The sequence below is a fragment of the Methanoregula sp. genome (genome assembly GCF_028679125.1).
Taxonomy (GTDB): domain Archaea; phylum Halobacteriota; class Methanomicrobia; order Methanomicrobiales; family Methanospirillaceae; genus Methanoregula.
The window spans coordinates 31,722-56,098 of sequence record NZ_JAJRCG010000014.1; the positions used below are offsets into that span (position 1 = coordinate 31,722).

General features: G+C 47.1%; 24 protein-coding genes and 1 CRISPR repeat array. Of the genes, 12 read left to right on the top strand and 12 right to left on the bottom strand.

The features are described from left to right. Positions 1 to 141 precede the first annotated feature (141 nt). Both LUQ43_RS09710 and LUQ43_RS09715 read left to right on the top strand, forming a co-directional pair. Positions 142 to 348, top strand: coding sequence for a hypothetical protein (locus tag LUQ43_RS09710; protein WP_299966856.1), 207 nt, complete (start codon positions 142 to 144; stop codon positions 346 to 348). Beyond that, on the top strand, positions 345 to 629 hold the full coding sequence (locus LUQ43_RS09715) for a hypothetical protein (protein ID WP_299966858.1): 285 nt from the start codon (positions 345 to 347) through the stop codon (positions 627 to 629). The genes LUQ43_RS09710 and LUQ43_RS09715 overlap by 4 nt, the downstream gene beginning before the upstream one ends. A gap of 641 nt (positions 630 to 1,270) precedes the next feature. Here the strand turns inward: LUQ43_RS09715 and LUQ43_RS09720 are convergent. From LUQ43_RS09720 to LUQ43_RS09760, 9 genes are all read right to left on the bottom strand, one after another. After that, positions 1,271 to 2,233: a hypothetical protein gene (locus LUQ43_RS09720; RefSeq protein ID WP_299966860.1), complete on the bottom strand. Its 963-nt coding sequence runs from the start codon at positions 2,231 to 2,233 to the stop codon at positions 1,271 to 1,273. 429 nt (positions 2,234 to 2,662) lie between these two features. Continuing rightward, positions 2,663 to 8,630: a CRISPR direct-repeat array (repeat unit 37 nt; unit sequence GTTTCAATCCTTGTTCTCTTGGATGAATCGTTCGAAG). 105 nt (positions 8,631 to 8,735) lie between these two features. Then, a complete protein-coding gene (gene cas4, locus LUQ43_RS09725) occupies positions 8,736 to 9,329 on the bottom strand; it encodes a CRISPR-associated protein Cas4 (RefSeq protein WP_299966862.1) in 594 nt (197 codons plus the stop codon). Between the two features lie 2 nt (positions 9,330 to 9,331). Then, positions 9,332 to 9,625: a CRISPR-associated endonuclease Cas2 gene (cas2, locus tag LUQ43_RS09730; RefSeq protein ID WP_299966864.1), complete on the bottom strand. Its 294-nt coding sequence runs from the start codon at positions 9,623 to 9,625 to the stop codon at positions 9,332 to 9,334. Positions 9,626 to 9,634: 9 nt separating this feature from the next. Next, positions 9,635 to 10,603 carry a CRISPR-associated endonuclease Cas1 gene (gene cas1, locus LUQ43_RS09735; RefSeq protein ID WP_299966866.1) on the bottom strand — a complete coding sequence of 323 codons (969 nt, stop codon included), beginning with the start codon at positions 10,601 to 10,603 and terminating at the stop codon, positions 9,635 to 9,637. Positions 10,604 to 10,609: 6 nt separating this feature from the next. Continuing rightward, positions 10,610 to 11,278 carry a CRISPR-associated endonuclease Cas6 gene (locus LUQ43_RS09740; RefSeq protein ID WP_299966869.1) on the bottom strand — a complete coding sequence of 223 codons (669 nt, stop codon included), beginning with the start codon at positions 11,276 to 11,278 and terminating at the stop codon, positions 10,610 to 10,612. Then, on the bottom strand, positions 11,275 to 13,518 hold the full coding sequence (cas3, locus tag LUQ43_RS09745) for a CRISPR-associated helicase Cas3' (RefSeq protein ID WP_299966872.1): 2,244 nt from the start codon (positions 13,516 to 13,518) through the stop codon (positions 11,275 to 11,277). The genes LUQ43_RS09740 and cas3 overlap by 4 nt, the downstream gene beginning before the upstream one ends. Next, positions 13,515 to 14,249, bottom strand: coding sequence for a CRISPR-associated protein Cas5 (gene cas5, locus LUQ43_RS09750; protein WP_299966875.1), 735 nt, complete (start codon positions 14,247 to 14,249; stop codon positions 13,515 to 13,517). Before cas5 ends, cas3 begins: the two co-directional genes overlap by 4 nt. A 15-nt stretch (positions 14,250 to 14,264) precedes the next feature. Further along, positions 14,265 to 15,143, bottom strand: a complete 879-nt coding sequence (cas7i, locus tag LUQ43_RS09755; protein ID WP_299966877.1) for a type I-B CRISPR-associated protein Cas7/Cst2/DevR — start codon at positions 15,141 to 15,143, stop codon at positions 14,265 to 14,267. After that, positions 15,140 to 16,876, bottom strand: coding sequence for a hypothetical protein (locus LUQ43_RS09760; protein WP_299966880.1), 1,737 nt, complete (start codon positions 16,874 to 16,876; stop codon positions 15,140 to 15,142). The genes cas7i and LUQ43_RS09760 overlap by 4 nt, the downstream gene beginning before the upstream one ends. A 248-nt stretch (positions 16,877 to 17,124) precedes the next feature. On the opposite strand from LUQ43_RS09760, the gene LUQ43_RS09765 reads away from it, so the two are divergent. From LUQ43_RS09765 to LUQ43_RS09790, 6 genes are all read left to right on the top strand, one after another. Beyond that, positions 17,125 to 17,265: a hypothetical protein gene (locus LUQ43_RS09765; RefSeq protein WP_299966883.1), complete on the top strand. Its 141-nt coding sequence runs from the start codon at positions 17,125 to 17,127 to the stop codon at positions 17,263 to 17,265. A 185-nt stretch (positions 17,266 to 17,450) separates the two neighbouring features. Further along, entirely contained in the window at positions 17,451 to 17,684 is a 234-nt protein-coding gene (locus tag LUQ43_RS09770) for a hypothetical protein (protein WP_299966886.1), read from the top strand. Between the two features lie 1,034 nt (positions 17,685 to 18,718). Beyond that, positions 18,719 to 19,009: a hypothetical protein gene (locus tag LUQ43_RS09775; protein WP_299966888.1), complete on the top strand. Its 291-nt coding sequence runs from the start codon at positions 18,719 to 18,721 to the stop codon at positions 19,007 to 19,009. After that, a complete protein-coding gene (locus LUQ43_RS09780; protein ID WP_299966891.1) occupies positions 18,996 to 19,379 on the top strand; it encodes a PIN domain-containing protein in 384 nt (127 codons plus the stop codon). The genes LUQ43_RS09775 and LUQ43_RS09780 overlap by 14 nt, the downstream gene beginning before the upstream one ends. A gap of 140 nt (positions 19,380 to 19,519) precedes the next feature. Continuing rightward, positions 19,520 to 19,765 carry a hypothetical protein gene (locus LUQ43_RS09785; RefSeq protein WP_299966894.1) on the top strand — a complete coding sequence of 82 codons (246 nt, stop codon included), beginning with the start codon at positions 19,520 to 19,522 and terminating at the stop codon, positions 19,763 to 19,765. A 10-nt stretch (positions 19,766 to 19,775) separates the two neighbouring features. After that, complete coding sequence (locus LUQ43_RS09790; protein ID WP_299966896.1) at positions 19,776 to 20,978, top strand: cation:proton antiporter; 1,203 nt, start codon at positions 19,776 to 19,778, stop codon at positions 20,976 to 20,978. On the opposite strand, the gene LUQ43_RS09795 is transcribed toward LUQ43_RS09790, so the two are convergent. Further along, positions 20,944 to 21,402 (bottom strand): CBS domain-containing protein, encoded by a 459-nt coding sequence (locus tag LUQ43_RS09795; RefSeq protein WP_299966898.1) that lies wholly within the window; start codon positions 21,400 to 21,402, stop codon positions 20,944 to 20,946. The genes LUQ43_RS09790 and LUQ43_RS09795 overlap by 35 nt on opposite strands. Before the next feature lie 916 nt (positions 21,403 to 22,318). Between LUQ43_RS09795 and LUQ43_RS09800 the strand changes: the two genes are divergently transcribed. From LUQ43_RS09800 to LUQ43_RS09815, 4 genes are all read left to right on the top strand, one after another. After that, entirely contained in the window at positions 22,319 to 22,561 is a 243-nt protein-coding gene (locus LUQ43_RS09800; RefSeq protein ID WP_299966900.1) for an AbrB/MazE/SpoVT family DNA-binding domain-containing protein, read from the top strand. After that, the gene (locus LUQ43_RS09805; protein ID WP_299966902.1) at positions 22,533 to 22,934 is read left to right on the top strand and encodes a PIN domain-containing protein; all 402 of its coding nucleotides are present in this window, start codon (positions 22,533 to 22,535) and stop codon (positions 22,932 to 22,934) included. Before LUQ43_RS09800 ends, LUQ43_RS09805 begins: the two co-directional genes overlap by 29 nt. Before the next feature lie 181 nt (positions 22,935 to 23,115). Continuing rightward, the gene (locus LUQ43_RS09810) at positions 23,116 to 23,328 is read left to right on the top strand and encodes an antitoxin VapB family protein (protein ID WP_299966904.1); all 213 of its coding nucleotides are present in this window, start codon (positions 23,116 to 23,118) and stop codon (positions 23,326 to 23,328) included. After that, on the top strand, positions 23,325 to 23,717 hold the full coding sequence (locus LUQ43_RS09815; protein WP_299966906.1) for a type II toxin-antitoxin system VapC family toxin: 393 nt from the start codon (positions 23,325 to 23,327) through the stop codon (positions 23,715 to 23,717). Before LUQ43_RS09810 ends, LUQ43_RS09815 begins: the two co-directional genes overlap by 4 nt. A 36-nt stretch (positions 23,718 to 23,753) precedes the next feature. On the opposite strand, the gene LUQ43_RS09820 is transcribed toward LUQ43_RS09815, so the two are convergent. Together LUQ43_RS09820 and LUQ43_RS09825 are read right to left on the bottom strand one after the other, a co-directional pair. Further along, complete coding sequence (locus tag LUQ43_RS09820; protein ID WP_299966935.1) at positions 23,754 to 24,122, bottom strand: type II toxin-antitoxin system VapC family toxin; 369 nt, start codon at positions 24,120 to 24,122, stop codon at positions 23,754 to 23,756. Positions 24,123 to 24,127: 5 nt separating this feature from the next. Next, positions 24,128 to 24,361, bottom strand: coding sequence for an antitoxin VapB family protein (locus LUQ43_RS09825; protein ID WP_299966908.1), 234 nt, complete (start codon positions 24,359 to 24,361; stop codon positions 24,128 to 24,130). Between the last annotated feature and the right edge of the window lie 16 nt (positions 24,362 to 24,377).

Consider the following 24,377-nt stretch of genomic DNA (forward strand, 5'->3'; position numbering starts at 1 on the left):
CCTTATCCGCCGGATACTTTGCGAGAATCTTCTCCAGTTCCTGTTTTAAGAGTGGGATATTATCCTGAACAACCGCGACGGTACATCCCATTGCAGCCCGGTACACAAATTGTAAATATGTACAATACTAACAATCCGGTCATGACTGCACCGGAGTGCGCAACAAAACGAATTCCCGTATGCCCCAGCACCTGGGAGACGGTTCACCAGCTCAGGAAACCCGGGCAAACCTATGATGACGTCATAAATGAACTCATCCGGAAAAATTCAGAGAACCTGCTGATTGAGGAGACAAAACGAATCAGGAAAAGGAACCAGTACGTATCGCTCGCGGAGTTAGAAGCGTGAGTTATTCCGTTCGCATCGATACCGATGCCAGTACTTTTTTTGCAGATCGCGATCTGAAAAGCCGGAGGATCATCAGGGCGCACCTCAAGGATCTTGAAACCGATCCATATCCCGGAAAGGCAGGAGATAAGGAACTGCTGAACCTTCCTGATGGTGTTAAGATATACCGGCTTCACATCGGTCGTACGTTCACGGCATATTATGAGATCGTGGGGAAAATTGTCTACGTTAACGAGATCCTGACCATCGAACAGGCTCATAAAAAATATAAAAGATTGTAATCGTCGGCTTCTTTTTTTTAACGGACACCATACTTGTTCTCTTGGATGAATCGTTCGAAGGATTCCTCACATCATCAGGATCACGGAGGGATTCAGTTTCAATCCTTGTTCTCTTGGATGAATCGCTCGAAGCCTTCGGAAATTAATATGGTCGTGGTGGGGTTAAATCATCAAAACACTATCTTATGGAATCCTGAACCCTGTATCCCATGTGTACCAATCTTTTTTTCACAGGGCACCTATCGGCCATCGGGGTTTACGGTGTAGCGGACTTCAGAAAGGATGTCATCAAGGGTTCCCGGTTTTTCGGCTTCTTCAGGGAACAACCGGATAGCTGTTCTGATCATCTCCGTTGCATGCGACACGGATTTCCGCAGATCGAAAGATCCAGCTCCGGGCAGTACACAACGTACGTCTCCCCTTCCTGAAAGACGATCCGATCAGCATTCATCTTAATCAGGGCATGTCACCGTTCCGGTCCGGCCGTTGCAGGTTACCATTTCCTTGGCTTTCAGGAATGATGATTTCACTCTCATCCGGATGTGCCAGACACAATCCTCCTTGCCGATGACGGCTTTTCCCGGATACCTGCAATAACCGGAAGTCATTGACAATCAGGCTCCCGGAAATAACCCGCCCCGTCACCGCCGCTTCTCTTTACGGGACCGGGACAAAGCCATCCCCTCCAGCCATCCAAGAGCGTCCGGGGTCTCCTCCCAGACACGGCAGTTATCGAGGGCATAGAGAATGGCTTCGCTCCTCTCCCCCCGGCGTATATACTCCGGGTGACGGCCAGGGATCTTCTTTGTTCCCAACAGGTACTGCGGGACAAACGGGTTCTCATCGACTGCTCTCATGAGGCAGGCATCCTCTGCCGGGCCCCGGCCCTCCTGCCGGAATTTCAGGAGCGCCCGGGAATACAGCCAGACCGCAGAGCCGTCCTCTTCATACTCCTTAAGGAGATTTGCCAGCGTTTCGTTATCACACTGTTCCAGCAGGCAGGTCGCCAGTTCGTACCGGGCCCCCTGGTTGTCGTTCGGGTTAAGCCGGAGGAGTTCCGAAAAGTGCCCGGTTGCAGCGGCCGTTTCGCCACAGGAATGGAGGATAAGGGCAAGCCCGTACCGGGCCCGCATGTAGGGGCGGGTCTCAGGGAGCATCCAGAAATTACCGGCTTCTTCCCTGAAGATCCGTTCACCCAGCGCACGTTCACCGGCATGCATGCCATCCTCCAGAAGCCGTGTCGCAAGCCCCGCTTCATCTGCCACATCCTCGGCAAGAAGAACGTAGGCATCAGCGCAGTCTTTTGAGAGGGTAAGGGCCGTGAGTGCCAGCCGAATTCGTTCTTCCCCCGTTGCATCCCATGCATCATACATTATTTCCTGAGCCCTCTCAAGGGGCGTGGTACTGACAGCACGGGGGGGCCCGCCCGCGGCGAGCATTGCCAGGGCAAATTCCTCTGCCTGTTCAATACTTGAAAAATCCTGTTCCTTCAGTGCAGCATGGAGATCGGCAAATATCCGCTCGTTTGCCCGCAGATCCGGGATGCGGGGAATGCGTCCGGCACCCTGCCGGCGGATTTCTTTTCTTCCTCCTGTTCTCACCATGGGATCCGTACTCTCCGGTAAAAAGGGAGACCCCGGTTCGTATTAGGTTTACTGTCCTGATCCCAGATTATTGTCGTTTACAAAGGAGTCCGCAGGTATCCTGAAATGAGAATCTCTGCCATCACCATTTTTTTATAGACTCATGAGTAGGGGCTATCCTATACCACATTCACAAACCCGAACCCAAAACGGTCCCGTTCCCCAAAGCCGGCATCCGGCCCGGACCCGATTACCTTTCGCTGCATATCGTCCATGGGGCCCCAGAAAAATTCTCAGAAGCTTCCAGCCGCACCGTAATTCTTTCCGTCAATGATGTTCCGGGCATGCACGGTTTTTGAAGACAAAATCCTAGAAAAGGGGTACACTGCCAACCGAGGTTTCATGACGGGAGAGACTGCGCGCTAGAACGCTTCTAGAGACGGCTTAGGTATTCCAATCCTTGTTTTCTTGGATGAATCGTTCGAAGCTTCGTGTAGAGTCCCTTGATCAGGTACTTGATCAGAGTTTCAATCCTTGTTCTCTTGGATGAATCGTTCGAAGAAGGTGAAATAATCATCACCTATGATGAACTCGAGGTGTTTCAATCCTTGTTCTCTTGGATGAATCGTTCGAAGTTGGGAGTCCCGATATATTCCGATACCAAAGAGATGTTTCAATCCTTGTTCTCTTGGATGAATCGTTCGAAGAATGATCCAAACGTGAATGCAACTTCAAACATTTGGGAGTTTCAATCCTTGTTCTCTTGGATGAATCGTTCGAAGATGGTGTACGGACTTTTTCCCTCTTCTTGATACTGTTGTTTCAATCCTTGTTCTCTTGGATGAATCGTTCGAAGGCACCAGAACATCAGGATCCTTGATCTTCCGGCGGAGTTTCAATCCTTGTTCTCTTGGATGAATCGTTCGAAGGAAGATTGTCATCGACGGCAATGTCTTCACAGCAATGTTTCAATCCTTGTTCTCTTGGATGAATCGTTCGAAGGTTAACGGCAGGGTTCCGCTTGTCGGTGTGGCGTGTTTCAATCCTTGTTCTCTTGGATGAATCGTTCGAAGGTGATCTCTAGCGGTGCTGTTGCGGGGGATATATGGAGTTTCAATCCTTGTTCTCTTGGATGAATCGTTCGAAGAACGATCGCACCCTCTCCCACTGTGATCCCGGGCAGTTTCAATCCTTGTTCTCTTGGATGAATCGTTCGAAGATTGGTATCATCAAACAATTCGACGTACAGTTCGAGTTTCAATCCTTGTTCTCTTGGATGAATCGTTCGAAGTCGTCAACAAGAAGACAATCGTATGTTTTAGTACGGAGTTTCAATCCTTGTTCTCTTGGATGAATCGTTCGAAGATTAGAAGGAATCTCTTCCTCGAAGAGATTAAGACGTTTCAATCCTTGTTCTCTTGGATGAATCGTTCGAAGACTGTTGGTCAGGTCGTGAGAATCACGCGCGACGAGTTTCAATCCTTGTTCTCTTGGATGAATCGTTCGAAGCCGGGCAAGCATTGAGGGTATTTGACTATGAACGGGTTTCAATCCTTGTTCTCTTGGATGAATCGTTCGAAGAGCATCAGAGCACCGCCTTAAGTGCTGCACCAAGCGGTTTCAATCCTTGTTCTCTTGGATGAATCGTTCGAAGCCGAATACACCCGGACCTATACAAACGCCTATGGCAGTTTCAATCCTTGTTCTCTTGGATGAATCGTTCGAAGCCCCCCCGCCATCAATGACGAACTGGAGGTTCGTACCGTTTCAATCCTTGTTCTCTTGGATGAATCGTTCGAAGATCCCTCTGAAAGTATTGTTGGGGGGAGGGACTGGTTTCAATCCTTGTTCTCTTGGATGAATCGTTCGAAGATTTCCCGTGGTGTGAGACGATGAAAACAAGGTGGTTTCAATCCTTGTTCTCTTGGATGAATCGTTCGAAGATCTCAAAGCATTGCCGTTATCTTGGTAGACAGAAGTTTCAATCCTTGTTCTCTTGGATGAATCGTTCGAAGATGTTGTTCCCGTTATGACCGCAGGTTGAAAAAAGGTTTCAATCCTTGTTCTCTTGGATGAATCGTTCGAAGGAAAGGCGGGAAGATCGTCAAGATGGGGCCGATCAGTTTCAATCCTTGTTCTCTTGGATGAATCGTTCGAAGTGCGGATCGTTCGGTGTCAAGGTCGATATCAGACGTTTCAATCCTTGTTCTCTTGGATGAATCGTTCGAAGTACATGGAGCCAGAGACCGGAGACAAACTGAAGTTGTTTCAATCCTTGTTCTCTTGGATGAATCGTTCGAAGGCCACTTTCCCGATATCGGCTTCTTCCCTGATTAGTTTCAATCCTTGTTCTCTTGGATGAATCGTTCGAAGGAGAGCAACGCTCACGAAGTCCACGACGGCGTCTGTTTCAATCCTTGTTCTCTTGGATGAATCGTTCGAAGGTTGGGACGGCACAACAAACGGGGGGAACACTCCGTAGTTTCAATCCTTGTTCTCTTGGATGAATCGTTCGAAGCCGCATCCTCGATGATCAAAGGATTCGGAAAATTTGGAGTTTCAATCCTTGTTCTCTTGGATGAATCGTTCGAAGCCGTATCGGGGAAACTATTGTCGAATTTGATACCGGGTTTCAATCCTTGTTCTCTTGGATGAATCGTTCGAAGATCCCATTATAATGTCACCAGCGCCATGTCGATATGTTTCAATCCTTGTTCTCTTGGATGAATCGTTCGAAGGAATTCGTGGATGAGTTTCGGTGTCGCGGCCCAGTGTTTCAATCCTTGTTCTCTTGGATGAATCGTTCGAAGTCCGCTTGCCCCTCCTTCCTGTTCCTCCCTGACCTGTTTCAATCCTTGTTCTCTTGGATGAATCGTTCGAAGTACTGCTTGATTCCCGGTTCCGCTCGCGAGGTTGGGTTTCAATCCTTGTTCTCTTGGATGAATCGTTCGAAGAATATGAAAATAAATCTCTTACGGAGGATAATGATGTTTCAATCCTTGTTCTCTTGGATGAATCGTTCGAAGATTAACTCTCCTTGCCATTACATTGATAATAATTTCGTTTCAATCCTTGTTCTCTTGGATGAATCGTTCGAAGGGGGAAGTATTCCTCGGTCCGGATGGTCTTCGTGATGTTTCAATCCTTGTTCTCTTGGATGAATCGTTCGAAGATACGATGCATTGGTCTTCGGAGAACGATGAGACGAGTTTCAATCCTTGTTCTCTTGGATGAATCGTTCGAAGATCAACTTTACCAATAATATGTTCCCATATATCCTTGTTTCAATCCTTGTTCTCTTGGATGAATCGTTCGAAGACGATGAGAGAGATACTGTGGTGATGGGGGAATTTGGTTTCAATCCTTGTTCTCTTGGATGAATCGTTCGAAGCCGTGCTCTCTATGTGTGCATCACTGGCTTCTCCGAGTTTCAATCCTTGTTCTCTTGGATGAATCGTTCGAAGACCGGGAAAAGAATGAGTCAGGTTGGACTCCTTCTTTGTTTCAATCCTTGTTCTCTTGGATGAATCGTTCGAAGTCGTCACGGTCTGTCCGAGAGAAAACGTTTGGTTCGGTTTCAATCCTTGTTCTCTTGGATGAATCGTTCGAAGGATTTGAACTGGATTTGTCCCCCAGATTGTTTGTGGGTTTCAATCCTTGTTCTCTTGGATGAATCGTTCGAAGATTGTGGTGAAGAATTTGAAGTAAACCCATATAGAAGTTTCAATCCTTGTTCTCTTGGATGAATCGTTCGAAGACCCAATGATGATATAGATTTGGTGTGTTCTATATGTTTCAATCCTTGTTCTCTTGGATGAATCGTTCGAAGCCGAGCGTTGGAAGTCCCTGTTCGGGCAGTTGAGGTTTCAATCCTTGTTCTCTTGGATGAATCGTTCGAAGTCTGGTATTTCAAACCACTTTCAACAACATCTTTTAGTTTCAATCCTTGTTCTCTTGGATGAATCGTTCGAAGCAAAGTCCATCTCGACGGCTTTCTTATCCGTGTGGTGTTTCAATCCTTGTTCTCTTGGATGAATCGTTCGAAGAACAGGACAAAAATGTGGAGGAAATTGTTGCTAAATGTTTCAATCCTTGTTCTCTTGGATGAATCGTTCGAAGACCCGTCCCAACTATTGCCCCGGACGAAGTCCCTGAGTTTCAATCCTTGTTCTCTTGGATGAATCGTTCGAAGAGCCGCTGAAGCACATTCGGTCGTGCACCCGGTCTGGTTTCAATCCTTGTTCTCTTGGATGAATCGTTCGAAGGGCGTTCAGTCATTGGTATATCTTCTGAGGGTAGAGTTTCAATCCTTGTTCTCTTGGATGAATCGTTCGAAGATGATGACAGCGATTACGGAGGCATCAGCCCGGTAGTTTCAATCCTTGTTCTCTTGGATGAATCGTTCGAAGACCAAGGGGACGCCTTGTGCTTTCGATACCAGGGAGTTTCAATCCTTGTTCTCTTGGATGAATCGTTCGAAGCGCCGGGATATGTGCCAAATTGGATTCAGGAGAAGTTTCAATCCTTGTTCTCTTGGATGAATCGTTCGAAGCTGATAATACGTTTTTTATTGCTTTTCGTAAGCATGTTTCAATCCTTGTTCTCTTGGATGAATCGTTCGAAGAGCGCAGATCCATTATTGTCCTGCCTGCCGCGTGAAGTTTCAATCCTTGTTCTCTTGGATGAATCGTTCGAAGAAGTTCTGTTCCGGTTGGGTTGATTACCGGATCGGTTTCAATCCTTGTTCTCTTGGATGAATCGTTCGAAGCCCGATCCTTGAGATCACCAACCCGGATTACCGCGGGTTTCAATCCTTGTTCTCTTGGATGAATCGTTCGAAGGTGACATCAAACGTAGCCTTCCCGGCCTTCGTGAGTTTCAATCCTTGTTCTCTTGGATGAATCGTTCGAAGGCGATCATAATCCTTGATGCGACACCGGAACCGAGTTTCAATCCTTGTTCTCTTGGATGAATCGTTCGAAGCACGGTTTTAAGATGCCGGCAGGGTGCCCGGACGGTTTCAATCCTTGTTCTCTTGGATGAATCGTTCGAAGATCCCTCTGTTTTTTGCGTGATATACGTGGAATTGGGTTTCAATCCTTGTTCTCTTGGATGAATCGTTCGAAGAAGATCATTTTCGAGGATAGTTATTTATCACTTTTAGTTTCAATCCTTGTTCTCTTGGATGAATCGTTCGAAGACTTGAGAAAGACATCGCTAACCAGAATGTAAAAAGTTTCAATCCTTGTTCTCTTGGATGAATCGTTCGAAGATCACCGGCAAGGTCACTGAGGGCCTGCTCTCCAGTTTCAATCCTTGTTCTCTTGGATGAATCGTTCGAAGCATGGGTCTTGATTGCGATGAGATTGAGGATTCATGTTTCAATCCTTGTTCTCTTGGATGAATCGTTCGAAGCATTCGGATCTCTTCAGAGTGGGAGCAGATGACAGTTTCAATCCTTGTTCTCTTGGATGAATCGTTCGAAGATCCTATCGCTGAGTGGATGCCGGAAGAGGATTTGTTTCAATCCTTGTTCTCTTGGATGAATCGTTCGAAGATGGCTGCATTAACTGGAGAGATGAGAATCCAGAGTTTCAATCCTTGTTCTCTTGGATGAATCGTTCGAAGCAGTGGCCACCATACTTCCAGTTCACTCATGGGAGTTTCAATCCTTGTTCTCTTGGATGAATCGTTCGAAGATAGGGCCATTGTGATCTGACCAGATAACACGATGGTTTCAATCCTTGTTCTCTTGGATGAATCGTTCGAAGGATATCAATGTAGTCCCGATCGAAGTGACTGATGAGTTTCAATCCTTGTTCTCTTGGATGAATCGTTCGAAGATTCCGTGTTTGCCCCCGGAGCATCGACATAATTAGTTTCAATCCTTGTTCTCTTGGATGAATCGTTCGAAGGATAACATGATTAGATCGTTTACAATTGTCGAAAAGTTTCAATCCTTGTTCTCTTGGATGAATCGTTCGAAGAGCAAGTAACCCGGGCGGCGCCGGGCACGAGTGGGGTTTCAATCCTTGTTCTCTTGGATGAATCGTTCGAAGCACTTTGATAAGGGGGTGTGGGTGGAATGATCCCAAGTTTCAATCCTTGTTCTCTTGGATGAATCGTTCGAAGCCTGCATCCCCCACAAGAACATTTCCGGATCCGGGTTTCAATCCTTGTTCTCTTGGATGAATCGTTCGAAGCGCTGTGGTGGAAACGATAGAATCCCCCCTCTTTGTTTCAATCCTTGTTCTCTTGGATGAATCGTTCGAAGACGCTCCGTCCTGTACCCCGATTTCGGAGTATGGAGTTTCAATCCTTGTTCTCTTGGATGAATCGTTCGAAGCGGGCGCCGGTTCGATATCTCGTGGGAAGCGATCAGTTTCAATCCTTGTTCTCTTGGATGAATCGTTCGAAGGCCGCGAAATTTCGCGTATTTTCCGCTTAATCGCAACCAAATCACTTAAAAATCCCACAGGCAATTCTTCCTGCGGAATTATTGATTCCTATTTAAAGATAAGAATCAGGTGCAGATTGTCGCGTAACAACAGTCAATGCACTTGTTTTTGTATTTCCCTTTGTTTGGATAAAATCCTTTGTCGATAATCTCAAGAATTTCCTGAATAATCTCAAGCCCCCGCTTGAAATCCTGTTCCGTAAACTCAAGCGTCTCGATATGATGATTGCTCCGAGTAAAACAAATGAATCCCCTCTTCACATCGCATTGATAATTCTCCCGGATCATAATCGCATGGAGGACCAGCTGATACTTGTACGTTTCGAAGATCGTGTCCTTGAACTCCGCGAATTTATATTCGAACGGGGCTGCCGTACCGTCATCAAGGAACAGCACTTCATCAACAATCCCTTTGATGTGATTCGACTTTGACGCAATGAAGACATTCATCTCCTTTTTTATTACACCCAGTTTCTTTCGCAGGTAATCCGGGTTCCGGATCAGTTTTTCTTCGTGTACTTCCCGGCCCTTCATCACTTTAAACCGCTTCTCCTCATGCTGCCGGATATCGAGACAATGCATGTAGTAGATGAAACGGGGACAGAAGAGGTACTCCATTACGTCCGATATCGTAATGATCGTTTCAGTGTCAGTCGGCATGATCAGAAAAATTTTGTCAGGAGTTCGTCGCTCACCAGTTTTTTGTCGAAAGCCTGGCCGAGCAGTTTTACTTTCTTGAACGAATTGTCATCCATCGGAAACACGTACACGGAATCGACTTCCGGATCGATCTCCTGCCCGCATTCCAGCGCCAGCGAATCGCGTTCATTGGAGTTCAGGTTCCCGAGGAATACACTCTTCTGTACCCGGTACAATCCCTTGTTCAGGCAGATACGGACAACATGGTTCCGTGTTGTCGTTTTTCCAATATCGTACACCACCCAGACCATTGTCATCGTTTTCACCTACTTAATCAATTTGTTTGCAATGGTGTGGCACTCCATCTGGATCGTATTACGGATCTTCACGTTCCGTCCCCGGTAATCGATCTCCTTGTCGAGCATCTCATTGATGGCTCCGATAAGGACTGCCTTTCCCTCCTTGTTCATATAGAGGCCGCCCGGAATGGGATCGAAATACTTCTCATTGACCTGTCGTTTCATGAAGAGGTTGATCACCGTTCTGTCGATGTGGGCCCGGAACAATTCGATGAGATCGAACACGAACGAACGCTTGTTGTAATTGTCCGTGTGCAGGAATCCGACATAAGGATCGAGCCCCGCGATGATGCACGACCGCTCGACCTGCGAGTAGAGGACGCCGTACCCGTAGTTCAGCAGGCAGTTGAACCCGTCATGTGCCGGGTCCCGGCTCCGGCCCTTGAACTTCCATGCCTCGGGCATGGTGCTGTTGATCGCATCGAAATATGCCTGCGAAGCCATCCCTTCTATTCCCATAATCGACCCGCGCTTATTATCGAGCGTCCCCTTCATATTTTTCAGGGATTCGAACAGGACTTCCATCCTCGCAATGTACTGTTCCAACGCCTCTTTTTGCTCGGGCCTGTTCTTCTTCAGATCCTTGAGAAGATCGATCTGGTCTTCGATCTTCCGTGAGATCCATTCACGCGCAAGATAAAACCCGGTATCTTCGTTTGCGGCTTCAAGCTGGCGGCGGCGGATCAGCGTTGTGCTGCCGAGCTTTGAGTGCCACACGCGCCCGTACGGGTTGCCGAAGTAATCCAGGAAAATAATATCGATATTGTTCTCAACCGCAAACTGAATCGCGTCGGTTGTAATCGTGGCAGATGTCGTGATGAGAATGCTGTCGATCTTGTCAGCCGAGACTTCGAAGGTCTTCTCGTCGGTCTTCACGAGAAAACAGTTGTTGGATTTCTTCAGGAACGATCCCCGGGTGTTGATGACGAGCTGCATCTGCCCTCACCCGGTAGTTCCTTTCAGTTGTCGTACTGCGCCGAATCCCCGCGAGACCGATTTGCCGATGCCAAGCAGGTCGGGGATCAGGAAGTTTGCCTGGAACTTCCCGGTAAAGACCATGACGCTGACATCTTTCAACCGATCCTTTCGGAATTGAACCTGTGCATCACATTTGATCTGGCCCGGTACTTCGTAGCCCAGCGATTTTGACATCGAGATGAGATTGCCGATCAGGATCTTCCGTATGAACTCGTCCCGCTCGGGGGTTCCTTTGAGTGTATAGTATCTCCGGTAATTCTCCTGGTTCAGCGCGAGCCACGGGGTTGCGAATTCATACGACCGGATCTTTTCCGAGATCCCGAACTCTTCATCCTTCAGCGAGATGCCGCGCTCTACGATCTGGTAGATATTTTCTCCAAGCCGGATCTCTTGGTAATCATCGAAGATCTTTTTAAGAATTTCTGCGCCGTCGTTGATGCCGATCACGGTGGGCACATTGCCGATCATCTTGTACTGCACGAGCGGGTAACTATAGATGAATTTGTCTGCGTTGTGATGATGGAGTTCGGCGTATTCGTTGAATTTCGTTGCGAAGAATCCCCGGAGTTCGTGGGCGGAGCCGTGGATGGGCCGGGTGGAGCCGAGTGTGAGGGTGAAGGTGTGGAGGATCATAGGATCAGACTCGCAACATCATCTTTGTCATCAGCAAATGATGCACCAATATCAGAATCATAATTCATTTTGCAGAACATGATCTCGTCACGGATTTCTTTGTGCTTTCGTACATACCAGTAGGGCATCTTCACTTCATACAAACGACGCTTTGAGGGAGGAATGTCCAGAGAAGTAATTAGATCTCTGAATTGCAGGGGAATAACGGGAACCTGAAGATATTTTTCCATACGCGTATTGAGCTTATCTTCAACTTTATTCGAATTATCAAAGATTTCCATAAGTTTACCTTGAGTCTCCGCGTATTGCCTGCTCGCATCGACAAAAATTTCAGATTGCTCGATATCTCTCCCTGTGTAAACTTCTTCAACAATAGAGATCAGATCTGATTCGGTTAGATCCGGGCGGGATTTTTTAAATTTTTCAAATGATGTTGCCAGTAACCCGGTAGAATCGGGATCATATATTTTTTCAGATGTTTTTGAGGGCAGGAAAATAAGTATCCGACTGCCTGTTTTAACCCGTCTCCTGTTGACCCGGCCAGCCCGCTGGATAAGAGCGTCGGGAGGGGCACACTCAGTAAACATGACATCAAAATCAATATCCAGTGAGACCTCAACAACCTGCGTTGCTATCAAAAGTTTAGCATCATCAATATGTTCCTCTTTGGTTCTCCGGTCGTCGAATGTAAATTTCGAGTGATAACAAAGCGGGTTGAGATGTCCGAGTTTTTTGTACAGTTCCTGACATTTCACCACATTGTTTACGACAACCAGAGTTTTTTTACCCCGCACAACTTCCTTTTCAATTTCCGCAATAGCGTCCTCAATGGGTTTGTCAAACGTCTGATACTGATTCCGACAGGAAGAGAGTAACGTTTCATCCCGGATTACTGTTACATCAGGAAGCGAGCGGGTGAATAATTCAATCAGGTAGTGGGGCAATGTGGCACTCATCAGCATGAAACGGGTTCCCAGTTTTGAGAAATGCTTCAGGGATTCGATGATGAGCCCGAGCGTCCAGGGATCGTATGAGTGAATCTCATCGATGATCACAACACTGTTTGCAGCATTAGCTTCGATAAGGGTCCATTTGCCGGTATTAAATCCAGCCGTCAATAACTGATCAACTGTTGCAACAGTTGCCGGTTTGATAAAGGATTTGTCAAAGAGAACCGTTCGTTCAAGAGGATTTTCTTCTTCATTCTCGCGCAGGAACGTGGCCGTTGAATGCGACAATCCCACATTTCCTTTGCCGAAATACTCTTCCAGTCTCAGAAAAATGCTGTTGGCAGTTACCATTGTCGGCAGAAGATAGATGAGTTTTGCATCCTGCATCTCACGGATATTATTCAATGCCCAGAAAAGTGCAGCCTCCGTCTTTCCGCTTCCCGTAGGGGCAACCGCAATAACGTTCCCTTTCACATCAGCACATTCCTGCTGGAACGGCCGTAATTGGGTAAAGGCAATCTGCTTTGCGGCACACCGGTGTTCGATCTCTTTGAACAATTGATCGGCATCAAGTTTTACCGAGTAGGGCAATTCTTTTCCTGAAGAGCCCAGCCAATCCGAATAATGGAGTATCGCTTTTAACAATGAATAGGTTGCGCGGATTGCTTCATGATTCGGCTCACGCTCATAAATTTTTGTAAAAATTCCCTCGTACCCGATGAGTTTACTCACTTCTTTGTACGGATCATATTCGTGAACAGGAATTTCTGGAAACTGGTAACCTTCGTTCTGGAAGATCTGCCCGGCAAGAGAAAGCGCGAGATTCATACCCTCTTCGCAGACGGGTGGTTTTGCGCTCAAACTTTCCCGGTGAAATGAATTCAGAGACGGATCAATCCTTTTATGATGTCCCAGTACTGCAAGTGCTTCAAGAGGCAATTTCCCGATAAGCGGTCCACCCTCTTGGGAGGCCAATGCTATCGCGCCCCGAAAAACAAAACAATATGATTCCAGTTCGTGCCGGTAGTTTTCCTGGTAATCAAAACTTTTCCCCTCTTGTTTTGCCCGCATCATCTGCTGGAAAGGCTCGATATTCTTACCAATATCATGAAGAACCACGGTAAGGAGTGAACTTTTTAAAAAACGTTCTTCACTGAACCCATACAATTTGCCGAGTCGTTGGATCAGATTCCGTTTTGCAGATACTGTGGATTTCCACGCAGCATAAGCGGCCCTGATGTGCTCTTCATATTTTTGGTCAGGTTTGGCCCAAAAAATCGTCGGGGTCATTGGAGGACAACCGCTTTGCCATCCATGCAATACCCTTCAAGCGGGGTTGATAATGTGACTGGTGTGCTGATGAACGTGAAGGGTTTCCGTTCGATGACCCGACGTTCTTCTCCTTTGAACTCAAATTTTGTCGGCAGAAGATAAACTTGCGGAGTATAGAGTGTCTGAGTGATCGGTACCGATTTCAGATCAATGTCATGTTTATAGGATCGGGAGACATCCCCGGGGAGGACAGTATTTTCAAACCGACAAATTTTCTCCGGTTGAATTTCCCTGACATCGGAAATCGTACATATTTTTAGAAGATCATCGCTGTTTCCGGCAGTGAGTGCAAAACATGGAGAGAAAAAAGCATTACGAATTTTGTTGAGGGATTCAATATCATCAGATGCAAAGAAAAAGGTAAATTGATTATCGAAGAGGTATTCCCGAATAAGGACACTGTAATGATTTCGATTTTGAATTTTTTCTGCGGAATACTCAGTATTTGTTAATTTTCGGTAATTCCAGAGATCCTTCATTATCCCTTTGTGTGTACCGAAAACACCCACTCTAATTTCATGTTGATCGATAAATGCATGCGCCTCATCTAGTCTTTTCCCAAGTGCAGCTCCGATCATACCTATAATTGTAGTTCTTGGTGGAAGAGGAAGGGTTTGGTGGAAAGTATGTGTTTCAGGTACTCTAAACGAAGCGGTGATCGCTACAGCCTCTAATGAAAAAGAGAACATGATTCCTACACGCGTTTATTGATAATGTCCGTCAATCCATTTCCCCATTTGATCAAATGCTTCTCCAATGCTTTTTGAATTTTCAGGTACTCCTTCAAAAAATCCTTGTCGAACCCCTACAACGGATTCAAGAATTTCATCCTTATAATCGTTGAGTGTTTCTTCAAACATCGAACGGTTAATTTCTTTTCCTTTAACTTGCACGCTTTCAAGGAAAACCGGGTTTTTTGTTTTCAACATTGCACCAACAACAAATTTTGGTGAGATATCGGTCAGAGTTCTGCTTTGACGACCCGAAGACCATAGATTCTTTAATGCATCTAAAAGACCTTTCACTCGCTTTGCTTTTTTTACGTTATCGAGTTTTGACTTTTCTGTGAAACCGTCCCCGCAACCAACCCGATCAAGCTCGATAAGAATCGTTCCACGATATAGTCCTGCATGAATTTCTGTCTCAAAAATGTTTGGATTACCTTCTGATTCCTTACTCATGTAGTTTGTCCCGAAATCGAGATCGCCCTGATAGGGATTCAGTGCAACAAGGGGGGAAACACGAACAACGGATGTTCTGGTTTTTGCAGCCTTACCGGCTTCCGTTCCCATAAAACCAAAAAGATCGTCATCGATGTATTTATCCGGCTCCTGTTCTGTCGTGGCTGCGCCTTTTTCAATCGTTGCTTTGACGCCTTCAGATAGTGGCCAATTTAAGACATTCAATTGGTTTCGTAATGCTCTCCGAATTGCCTGCCCAGATACATAGGGATACTGATCAGTACCGACTGAAATTTTTTTAATACTCGAAATGTTATCAGATTCCTTATCTGATCCATTCAAAGACGCAAAAGAGACTGGCGTCAAATAGGTAATTGTTAATGCCTTTGCTTCTGACTTCATGGTGCTTTCCCCGCTTCTTGAACTTTATCAAGATTTGGTGCCGTTTGAATTCCTGCATTATAGGTATTTAATGCCGCAATCATACAGAATTGCTTGAATTCAGGAAACTTTTCTTGCATATTCTGTCCTTTGTTATAAAGATCAGAATTAATCAACGCTCCATATCTCATCTGGATTCGATTGATCTCGCTTAGAAAATCCTCTGGCTTTCGAGTTTTTCTTAAACGAAAAAGATCTCCTTTCCCTTTCCCTTTTCGGTTTTTTTCTTTTTCATAGGCAACAAGACTTTTTCCAACTGTTTTTCCTATACTAACTGCAACATCAATTGTATCTTGATCCATTCCATCACCCTCCACCCGAATGATTTTTTCATATTCCATCACAAAATCATACAACGATCGAACATTTTTCCGTTCAGATTTGTTTATCCTAAATGCATGTTGTTCAACAAATTCGATGATACTTTGCTTTTTGAGAATTCTCTCACAAATACGATTTCTCATTATCGTTTGATTTTCATTTTTTTGTTTAGTATCTAACAACAGATACATTACGACATTGAGATTGATCCTCCGTTTCTCAAGACACTCCAATAATCTGAAAATATATATGGAATCCTGATACGCCCAAATCATTTTTCCCATCTGGGTTTGTCCAAGAGAGGTAGTGATAACGATAAAAAACTCCAATGGAGCTTTATTCAAAGTGATTCCAGTTAATTTTTCATAGTCAAGTTCGAAATCGTCATCATTTGCTTCAGTGGATTTTTTCTTGGTTAACACAATACGATATAAAGAATAAAGAAAATCGAAAAATTGTTCATAGGGCTTTGGGAAAAAGCCCTTGAGATTCCCCCGGAAATTTTTAAGTAACTTGGGCTCTTTGAAAACTATGTTTGATGCTTCCAGACTTTGAAAAACATCATTCATTTTTTCCAAACTTGCAGAATACGGGAAATAAATATGAGTGGTCTCATTACTCATACTATAAAATCCAGTAACCGGAACAAATTTTCCAATAAAGTCACATTTCCAGCAGACTTTCTCTGCGCAGCCTCCATGACTGTTAAAGGATAGTACACCTGAAGAGCCTGTAATAAACGGAAAAATTGTACCTCCAATTTCATTTAGAGAGTGGGTCTCTTGACCACACATGAAACAACTGCCTTTTGATTTACCGGACAATTTGTCGATGTGTATCGAAGGAGAGACAACATTTTCTCCATCAAGGAGTAACGATGCACCGGGTTTTAATTTTGTATCCGCCAGGAATTTTTCAAAACTATCCTGAAGGAAAGAATATTTTTCTTCAAGTTGTGGATACTGCGAATTCTTTTGTGATACTTTAGATTTTACAAATTTTGCAACGCCTTTATTTTTATAACTCTGTCCGGAAATTTTCACGAGTCCCGCAATACCCATTGGTTTGACTTTTGGGAACCGAATGAACTGTTTCTTTTTTGTATCGTAATAGAATCCCTCTTTTTTCTCAATCTGGGTTTGTGAAGAAGTATTGTAATAATCTTTGAGCAATCGATTGTACGTTTTTTGCAGAAATGACTGGACATCTTTTTCCGATCCTTTAAACGACACTCCGGAATCGTTGAGATTTATTTCAACACCGGATTCTTTGAATTGCTCTTTGTGAGCGATCCGGTAGAGCCCCAACAACCCGGCGTCCATCCAGAAATGATTCAGTTTTGGAAAATGTATTTCGATAATGGATTCACTCAAAGAAATCACGACACACTAAATATTTTGTATTTATCTTCTCATCGTCATACAACGATCTTTCATTAACAACACCACACGATAAATATGTTGATTCGCACTGTGAAAGTAATGAAAATCGTTAACCGGTGTCCGTCCCACCTCCCGCACAAACCTGCATGACTACCGGCGCGATACGAAATGTACGGTATGACAACCATCAAAGCAAAAGTCATCGACAGTTTCCACCTGGAACTTGAGAAGGCATACCCATGAAAGCCGGCGATGAGGTTTTTGTAAAGATCATAGAGAAAAAACCGGTCGCATCGCTTCGCGGAGCATGGGGCTATGATGTGGATAATGCACACTTTGTCGATACCCTGCGGAAATCCCGGAAAATCGAACCGCTCTGAATTTTTTTCCTGATACCAGCATCTGCGTTGATGTGCTCCGGATGAACGGCCCAGAGCGATCGTTCGAATTGCTCGATTAATGTTTCTGATGAGAAAAACACCGGGATCATTTCTGTCATCACGGTCGCCGAGCTAGAGTGCAGGTACTGCGCTCTCATCCCTTAAGGATGTACAAAAGAAAACGGATGAACTCCTGGCGTACCTTCGGATTGTTGATCTCGATGAGGCGGTTCGCGATAACCGACGGAAAAATGTATGCAACCCTTTCAAAGAGTGGTCGAACGATCGAGTTCAATGATTGCCTGATAGCAGCGACTGTTCAGTCATTGGGAATGAATGAGATCGTCACCAGAAATTGCGATCACTTCAATCGTATCAATGGATGTACCGCACTCCTCCCGAAAGATCTCGCGTTCTGATTTCTGTCTCCAACGAGGCTTGCTCCCCCTTTACCAGATAGTATCCCTCCAAAATCCCCCTATATATTAGTGCAAATCCGGCCTCATCAAAATACCCGTGACCGGTCAAATACCTGTCACAGGTCAGTTGACCCGCAACTTCGGGACCCCTAAATTACCCCTCCGTATTCTCCGACGTCCAACAGGTCATCCGACCTGGAGGAGAAGAAACCCCCAGGTTTCTTCACCATAAAATATGCACACTCCGACGTAAAACGCCGAATCCTGCCAGACCCACCATAGCGACCGCCGGGCCCCAGATCACCCCTCCCTATAGCCCAAACCTCATCCCCCCACCCCATCCTCGATTAAAACAAGCTCTAAACAGGCCGGTTTTATCCTTCGGAATGACCTCCGTTCACCCATCGGAACGTAATGGTGGGTTTCCCGTGACACTGCACGGAAAAACCCCCGAAACAGGCCGGTCGGACACCCGGGAAAAATGGGGATCCGGTGCAGAAATGAGCCCGAATATGATTCCGGGAGGTAGTACTCCCATCATGTGCCGGCAAGTGAGGTATCGGGGTCTGACGAATCCCGGGTGTGCAGGTACTCCCTGCCAACAGTCCATCCGACGTGAAATACTCACTCTCCGTCGTAAGCCCGCTCAAAAATCCGCCCTTCTTTTCCCAATCCGCACCTTGGGGTCGATCCGGGGGGTGATCGGCCAGCCAAATGCGGCTAAATATGACCTCCCCTTCACTGGCGGGAAAATGACGAGAATGGCATGAAATATACCCCCATTTCCGGGAATTATGACCTCTCCGGAAGGGTGACCGGAGATCCTGGCTTGGAGTCTACGACGGAGAACGGATCCCGGGAGAATCCAGGGATAGATCAACAGCACAATCTACGTGAACGGCATTGTCGCCCTATCGGGTACTGGAAGAATGCTGGGGAAGATCGATTCCCAACATAAAATCCAGGCCTGAAGCTTTTGAGGGGTTGCACCGGAATAATTAATAATGTATAATGTATACATTACACGTATTGCCATGTCAAAAGCAGAACGCCTGGTGGCAGATGCCCGCCACACCGGATCCCCGGCGCCCGTACAGGGGAAAGCACGGAAATTGACGCATGGCGTTCCGGTCAGGGAACTCCGCGCTCCGATGCAGGTTCTTAAGCCAACGAAACAGTGGCTCGACCAGATTATTGAGGAGAAACAGTTTAAAACCTACGATGATGCGATCATGTTCCTGATCATGGAACGGCAGAAACATCTCCCCTCGGGATTTGGAAAGTTCCCGGACCTGCCTGAGTACGTGTGCAGTGGAGAGGATTAACATCGTCATCGTTCTTGATACGTGGGCCTGGGTTCACTACTGGCAGGGGGATATGCGGGTTCATCCGTTTATCGAAGGGACCGAACATCTGATTACGTCCGTGATTACGATTGCGGAACTGGAACGTCACAACACCGTTAACCCCACAAAGATGGAGGAGATGCTGCTTGAGATCCGGCAGCGCAGTCGTATCGTTCCAATCGACATCAGCATTGCGCGGCTTGCGGGTGGCGTCAGGAGCACGATGAAGGAAGGCGGGATTGCCGACGCCCTGATCATTGCAACCGCAATGAAAAACCATGCGAAGGTCCTGACGGGGGACCCGCATTTCAAAATCTTTCCCGGTGTCATATTCATTGATGGCACCTGACCGGCCTTTTCTGTCAGATCAGCCGGTTCCTGGGTATCACAATCAGCCGTACATTCTCGGATGTGGAAGGAATTCGGGCATGATTATCTCTGGCATCATCATACTCGTTGTCTCATCATCAGGGAACTGGCAGAACTTTTTTGGCTGTGAAGAAATTTCCGGAACGGATACAAAAAAATCCGGGATACTTTTTTACCGGAAACCAGGCCCAAAACGTTTCTTCTGGTTCAAGCCGTTGCTGCGAAATTGTTGCAACGGGAATGGTGAGGCCCGGCGATTTTCGAAGGATGCGGGGCAATCCGGAAATTTTTAAAGAAATCCCGGGGAGAAATGGATTGAACGCCAAAAACCCGGATACCTTCCTTTTATTACCGACGCGCTCCTGAATACACATCTATGGATGTTCTCGCGGGCATCATCGTGCTCCTTATCGCCGCAAAAATCCTCGGGGAACTGGTCGAATATGCGGGTTACCCCTCCCTGATCGGCGAGATCATCGCAGGAATTATTCTTGGCCCGTCCGTATTCAACCTCATTGAAGTCACTCCGGTCATCCGGTTTTTTTCAACCATCGGGGTGATCCTGCTCCTCTTCATCACCGGTGTCGAGATCAACCAGAAAATATTCCGTTCAGCACGCAGGCGGATGATCGTCACCGGTCTTGTCGCCGCAATAATTCCCTTCATCATCGGATATATACTCGGAGCCCTGCTCACCCTGTCGGCCGATGAATCCCTGTTCATTGGCGTTGTCTTCATGCTCACATCCATCGGCATCTCTGTCCGCACGCTTCTGGAGGAACGGCAGCTGAACACGGACTTCGGCATGACCATTGTCGGGGGTGCGGTAGTCTGTGCCGTGAGTGGCATCATCATCTTTGGAATTCTCTCATCACTGAAGGCCGAAGGGATCGTAACCCATGAATCTCTCCTCCGCCCCCTGCTGGTGGCGATCGTCTTCATCCTCGCAATGACCACGGTCGGGAAGAAAACGTTCCAGTTCATCTACGACCGGGTGCAGCTCCTCCACAATCATTCCCTGACGTATGCTGTTGCCTTCCTAATCGCCTGCACATCAGCATTCTTCTCCCAGGCACTCGGGCTTACGGTGGTTGTCGGTGCATTCTTTGCCGGGATAACGCTCAACAAGAGTGTCCACGAGGACCATGATATCCATGAAAGTCTCAATAACACAGCATTTGGCATTTTCATCACCGTTTTTTTTGCATCGGTCGGCCTTATCATGAATATCCCGGCTGCGGAAATGATCTCCCCGCTCATCCTGATCCTCATTGTTGGAGCAGTCGCGGTGAAAGTCATCGCCGGGTTCATCGGGTCGTACCCGTTCCTGAAAGACCGAAACTCTGCATTTCTCGTGGGTCTTGGCATGATCCCCCGGGGGGACTTAACACTCGCCCTTGCCGGGTCTGCGATTGTTGCAGGCATCATATCGCAGCAGGTCTATACGGCAACGGTTCTCGTTGTTCTTGTAACAGTATTAGTAACCCCGGTCTTCCTGAAGATCGGCCTCGCCCGGATGAGAGCGCACAGGCCTGACGGGCAGGTCAGCGGGGCAGCGAGCGAACCAGGTACGCAATAATATCGGACAACTCAATGCACCCGACCGCCTGGTCCATTGAGTTCATGAGAATGACCGAGGACGAATGACCGTGTTCCATAGCCTGGAGTGCGTCAGCGATCTTTGCATTTTCCGGCACCGTGAGCGGTTCATCTGACATGAGGTCGCGGGCATCCTGTGCGGTGCTTTTTAAGAACCGGTCCAGTCCCGAGATCTGGTGCCGCCCCCCCGGGGCCTCATCGGGGGTGAGCACGGATATGAGATCCATGGGTGTGATTACTCCCGCAAGGGTGCCGTCTGCGTCAACCACGGTCAGCGGGTGGTTGCTGTGGGAGAACCGTTCAAACACAACGGAGAGCGGCATATCAGGACGAACCGGGAGAGGACATGCGGTCATGACCGCAGTCACGGGCTCATTTAAGATCTTCTCGATTGCTTTTTCCACGACATCACCCTGTTTTTATGCGTATTAGGGGACTGGACGGGATAACCGTATCGGAGGGGGGTTAATATACCAATTTGAGAAGATTGTCGAGGCAATAGAATTTCAAATCCAATCCTTCACAAGAGATGTGATTCAGTCCGGGAATTTGTTTTTCGAACCGATCAATTTTCAATCCTTATTTGGTCCGGTTCAAACGCCTCATCAAAAATACCCGTCACAGGTCCAGTGACCCATCTTCGGGAACCCAGATTGTTGCTCGAAAATCTCCTATGGAATGACCGTGTGTTCCGACGTAATCCGTATCACGGAAACAGCCCTTTCAACTACTCACCGCTCAACATAGGGTAACCCGCCGGAGAAATTTACCTCAACGTAAACAAGCTCTATACAGGCCGGTTTTATCCTTCGGAATAACCTCCTTTCTCCCATCGGGGCGTAATGGATGATTTCCCGTGACACTGCACGGAAAAAGCCCCGAAACAGGCCGGTCGGACACCGGGGAAAAAGGGCAATCCGGTGCAGAAATGAGCCCGGATACGATTCCGGGGGGTAGTACTCCCCTCATGTACCGGTAAGCGAGACATCACGGTTCGGCGATCCCCTACGGAGTAGGTACTCCCGCCAACATTCCATCCGACCTGAAATACTTGCTCTCTGTCGTAAGCCCGGGCCCTCATATTTTCTGCCGGGTATCAGCAGTTGATGAGAATTTTTTCTGATCAATTGGGGGAGCCTGGAGATTTTTGATACGGCTGGATTACCTCCCGAACCGTTTGTTCCGCTCATGCCCTTCTTCGGCGAACCCCCTGTACCCGACCACCCTTGAAAGAAATTCTGACCTTTACTCATTACCAATGAGCATCATACATAGTAAGCCAAAAAGTATATTGTCTTACACAACTATGAATATCTTACTATGGAAGTGGTCACCCTCTCCTCCAAAGGACAGATCGTCATCCCGGCAAAAGTCCGGAAAAAATTTTCATTAAAAGAAGGCGACTCGCTCGTACTTGTTGAAGAGAACAATACAATCCGGCTCCAGCCGCTCGTCAACCTTGCAGAACTCTGGGGCGTTGACAAACTCAAAGGAACGGAAGCAGTACTCAAAGAACTGCGGAAGGAATGGGACGATGATCTCGAAGGCAAGACTCCTCTTTGATACGCACGCGTTCCTCGCATTCTTCAACCGGGAGGAAGGATCCGCAGCCATCAAAAAAATTTTCGATGAGGTCCAGAGCAGAGAGGCTGAGGGTTATGTTGCAACGATCACGCTGACCGAGCTTGCGTACATCTACAGGAGAAAGACCGATGCAGCAACCGCACGGCTCCGGGTCATGCAGGTCCAGGGCTCGAAACTGAATCTCATCCCGATGAGTCCGGAGATTGCCGTGGATGCCGGCATGCTGAAACGTCCGGGAATCTCCGTGGCAGACGTGATCATTGCTGCGACCGCTTTATCGGTCGGCGCATCGGTTGTCACGAACGATCCGCATTTTACTGAACTGGGCGTTGGGGTAATGAGATATCCGTGATGGTATACATGACATATAATTTTATTCGGGTTCATTACATCCCTCCCTGTTTTCACAGATAGTGTCCCGACACGGTTTTAAAGAATCCATGACCCGACAGAACCATACGAAAACAGAACAATCCATTACGACGCTGCTGCAAATAAAATATAAATAATATCGTGCAATAATGCATGAAGCAATGAAGACCATCACCCTCCGCGATGAAACATATCATTCGCTTCTGGTCCTCAAGGAAGGCGATGACAGCTTTTCAGATGTCATAGACCGCCTTGTCAGCAGGAAGAACCGTGACATCCGGGAGTATGCCGGAGCGCTCCGTGACTCAGCAGTACTGGATGAACTGCACACATTCACCAGAAAGATGCGTAACTCCGGCCGGGCGAGAATTTGATTGTCCTCGACACCTCGTTCCTTATCGATTACTTCCGGAACGAGCATCTTTCCTCTCTCCTGCCACAGGGTGAAAAGGCAGCCGTGACGGCCATATCGTACTACGAAATCATGGCCGGGATCCAACGGATAAAATCCCCACGGGAGGAGAAATTTTTCCGGCACTTTTTTTCCGATGTTGAGATCCTTGAGTTTGACGTAATGGCCGCAGATATTGCCAGTGGTATCGGAGCCCGTATGGCAAAAGAGGGGAACCGGGTGAATGCATTCGATATCCTGATCGCCGGCATTGCACTTGCAAACCACGCCGCTGTCATCATCACCGCAGACACGGACTTCAACGAGATTGCGAAGTACGCGGGTATCGAAATCCGGAATTATCAGCGATAATTAGTATATCCAGGATCCGACGTTTCATTATCCTGATCAATAGGAAATAACTTCCAGCCCTTCAACTACGGAAAAATGCCGGTCCCTTGTTACCAGCGGTTCATCATGGCGGAGCGCGATGGCCGCGATCAGTTCATCAAACGTGGATATGTGTCGGCCAGTTCCGGAAAAAGCATGGGCGATACCCGCATAGATGACCGCTGACTCTTCATCGAACGGGAGCACCGGAAAAAACCGGAGAAATTTTTCCGAAAAATCATACATATTCTTTTTCCCGCTCTGCTTTGCACCGTAAAGAAATTCCGCGCTGCTTATTGAGGTGGTCTTGAGTGTCGTGGGAAGCCGGGCTACCGCTTGTGCATCCGGATCTCCCTTCATGAGATCGATGAGAAAGCAGGTATCCACAATTGTCAAAGCGATACCTTCCGGGGTTTGACGCGGTCGTGTCCGGACTTTGCCAATCGTACGGTCTCTGCAATCTCACTGCGGACCGCGGGATCGATAGTCTCCAGGAAATCACAGACGCTCTTCTCCTCCCCGCCAGTGACACGAAGGATCACATCGGAAAAACTCTCCCCGGCACGCTTCTGCGCCCTGAGTGCGTGATACGCAGATTCCTTGATGTTGATGGTCTTGGTCACCATGAACGATACATTGTGT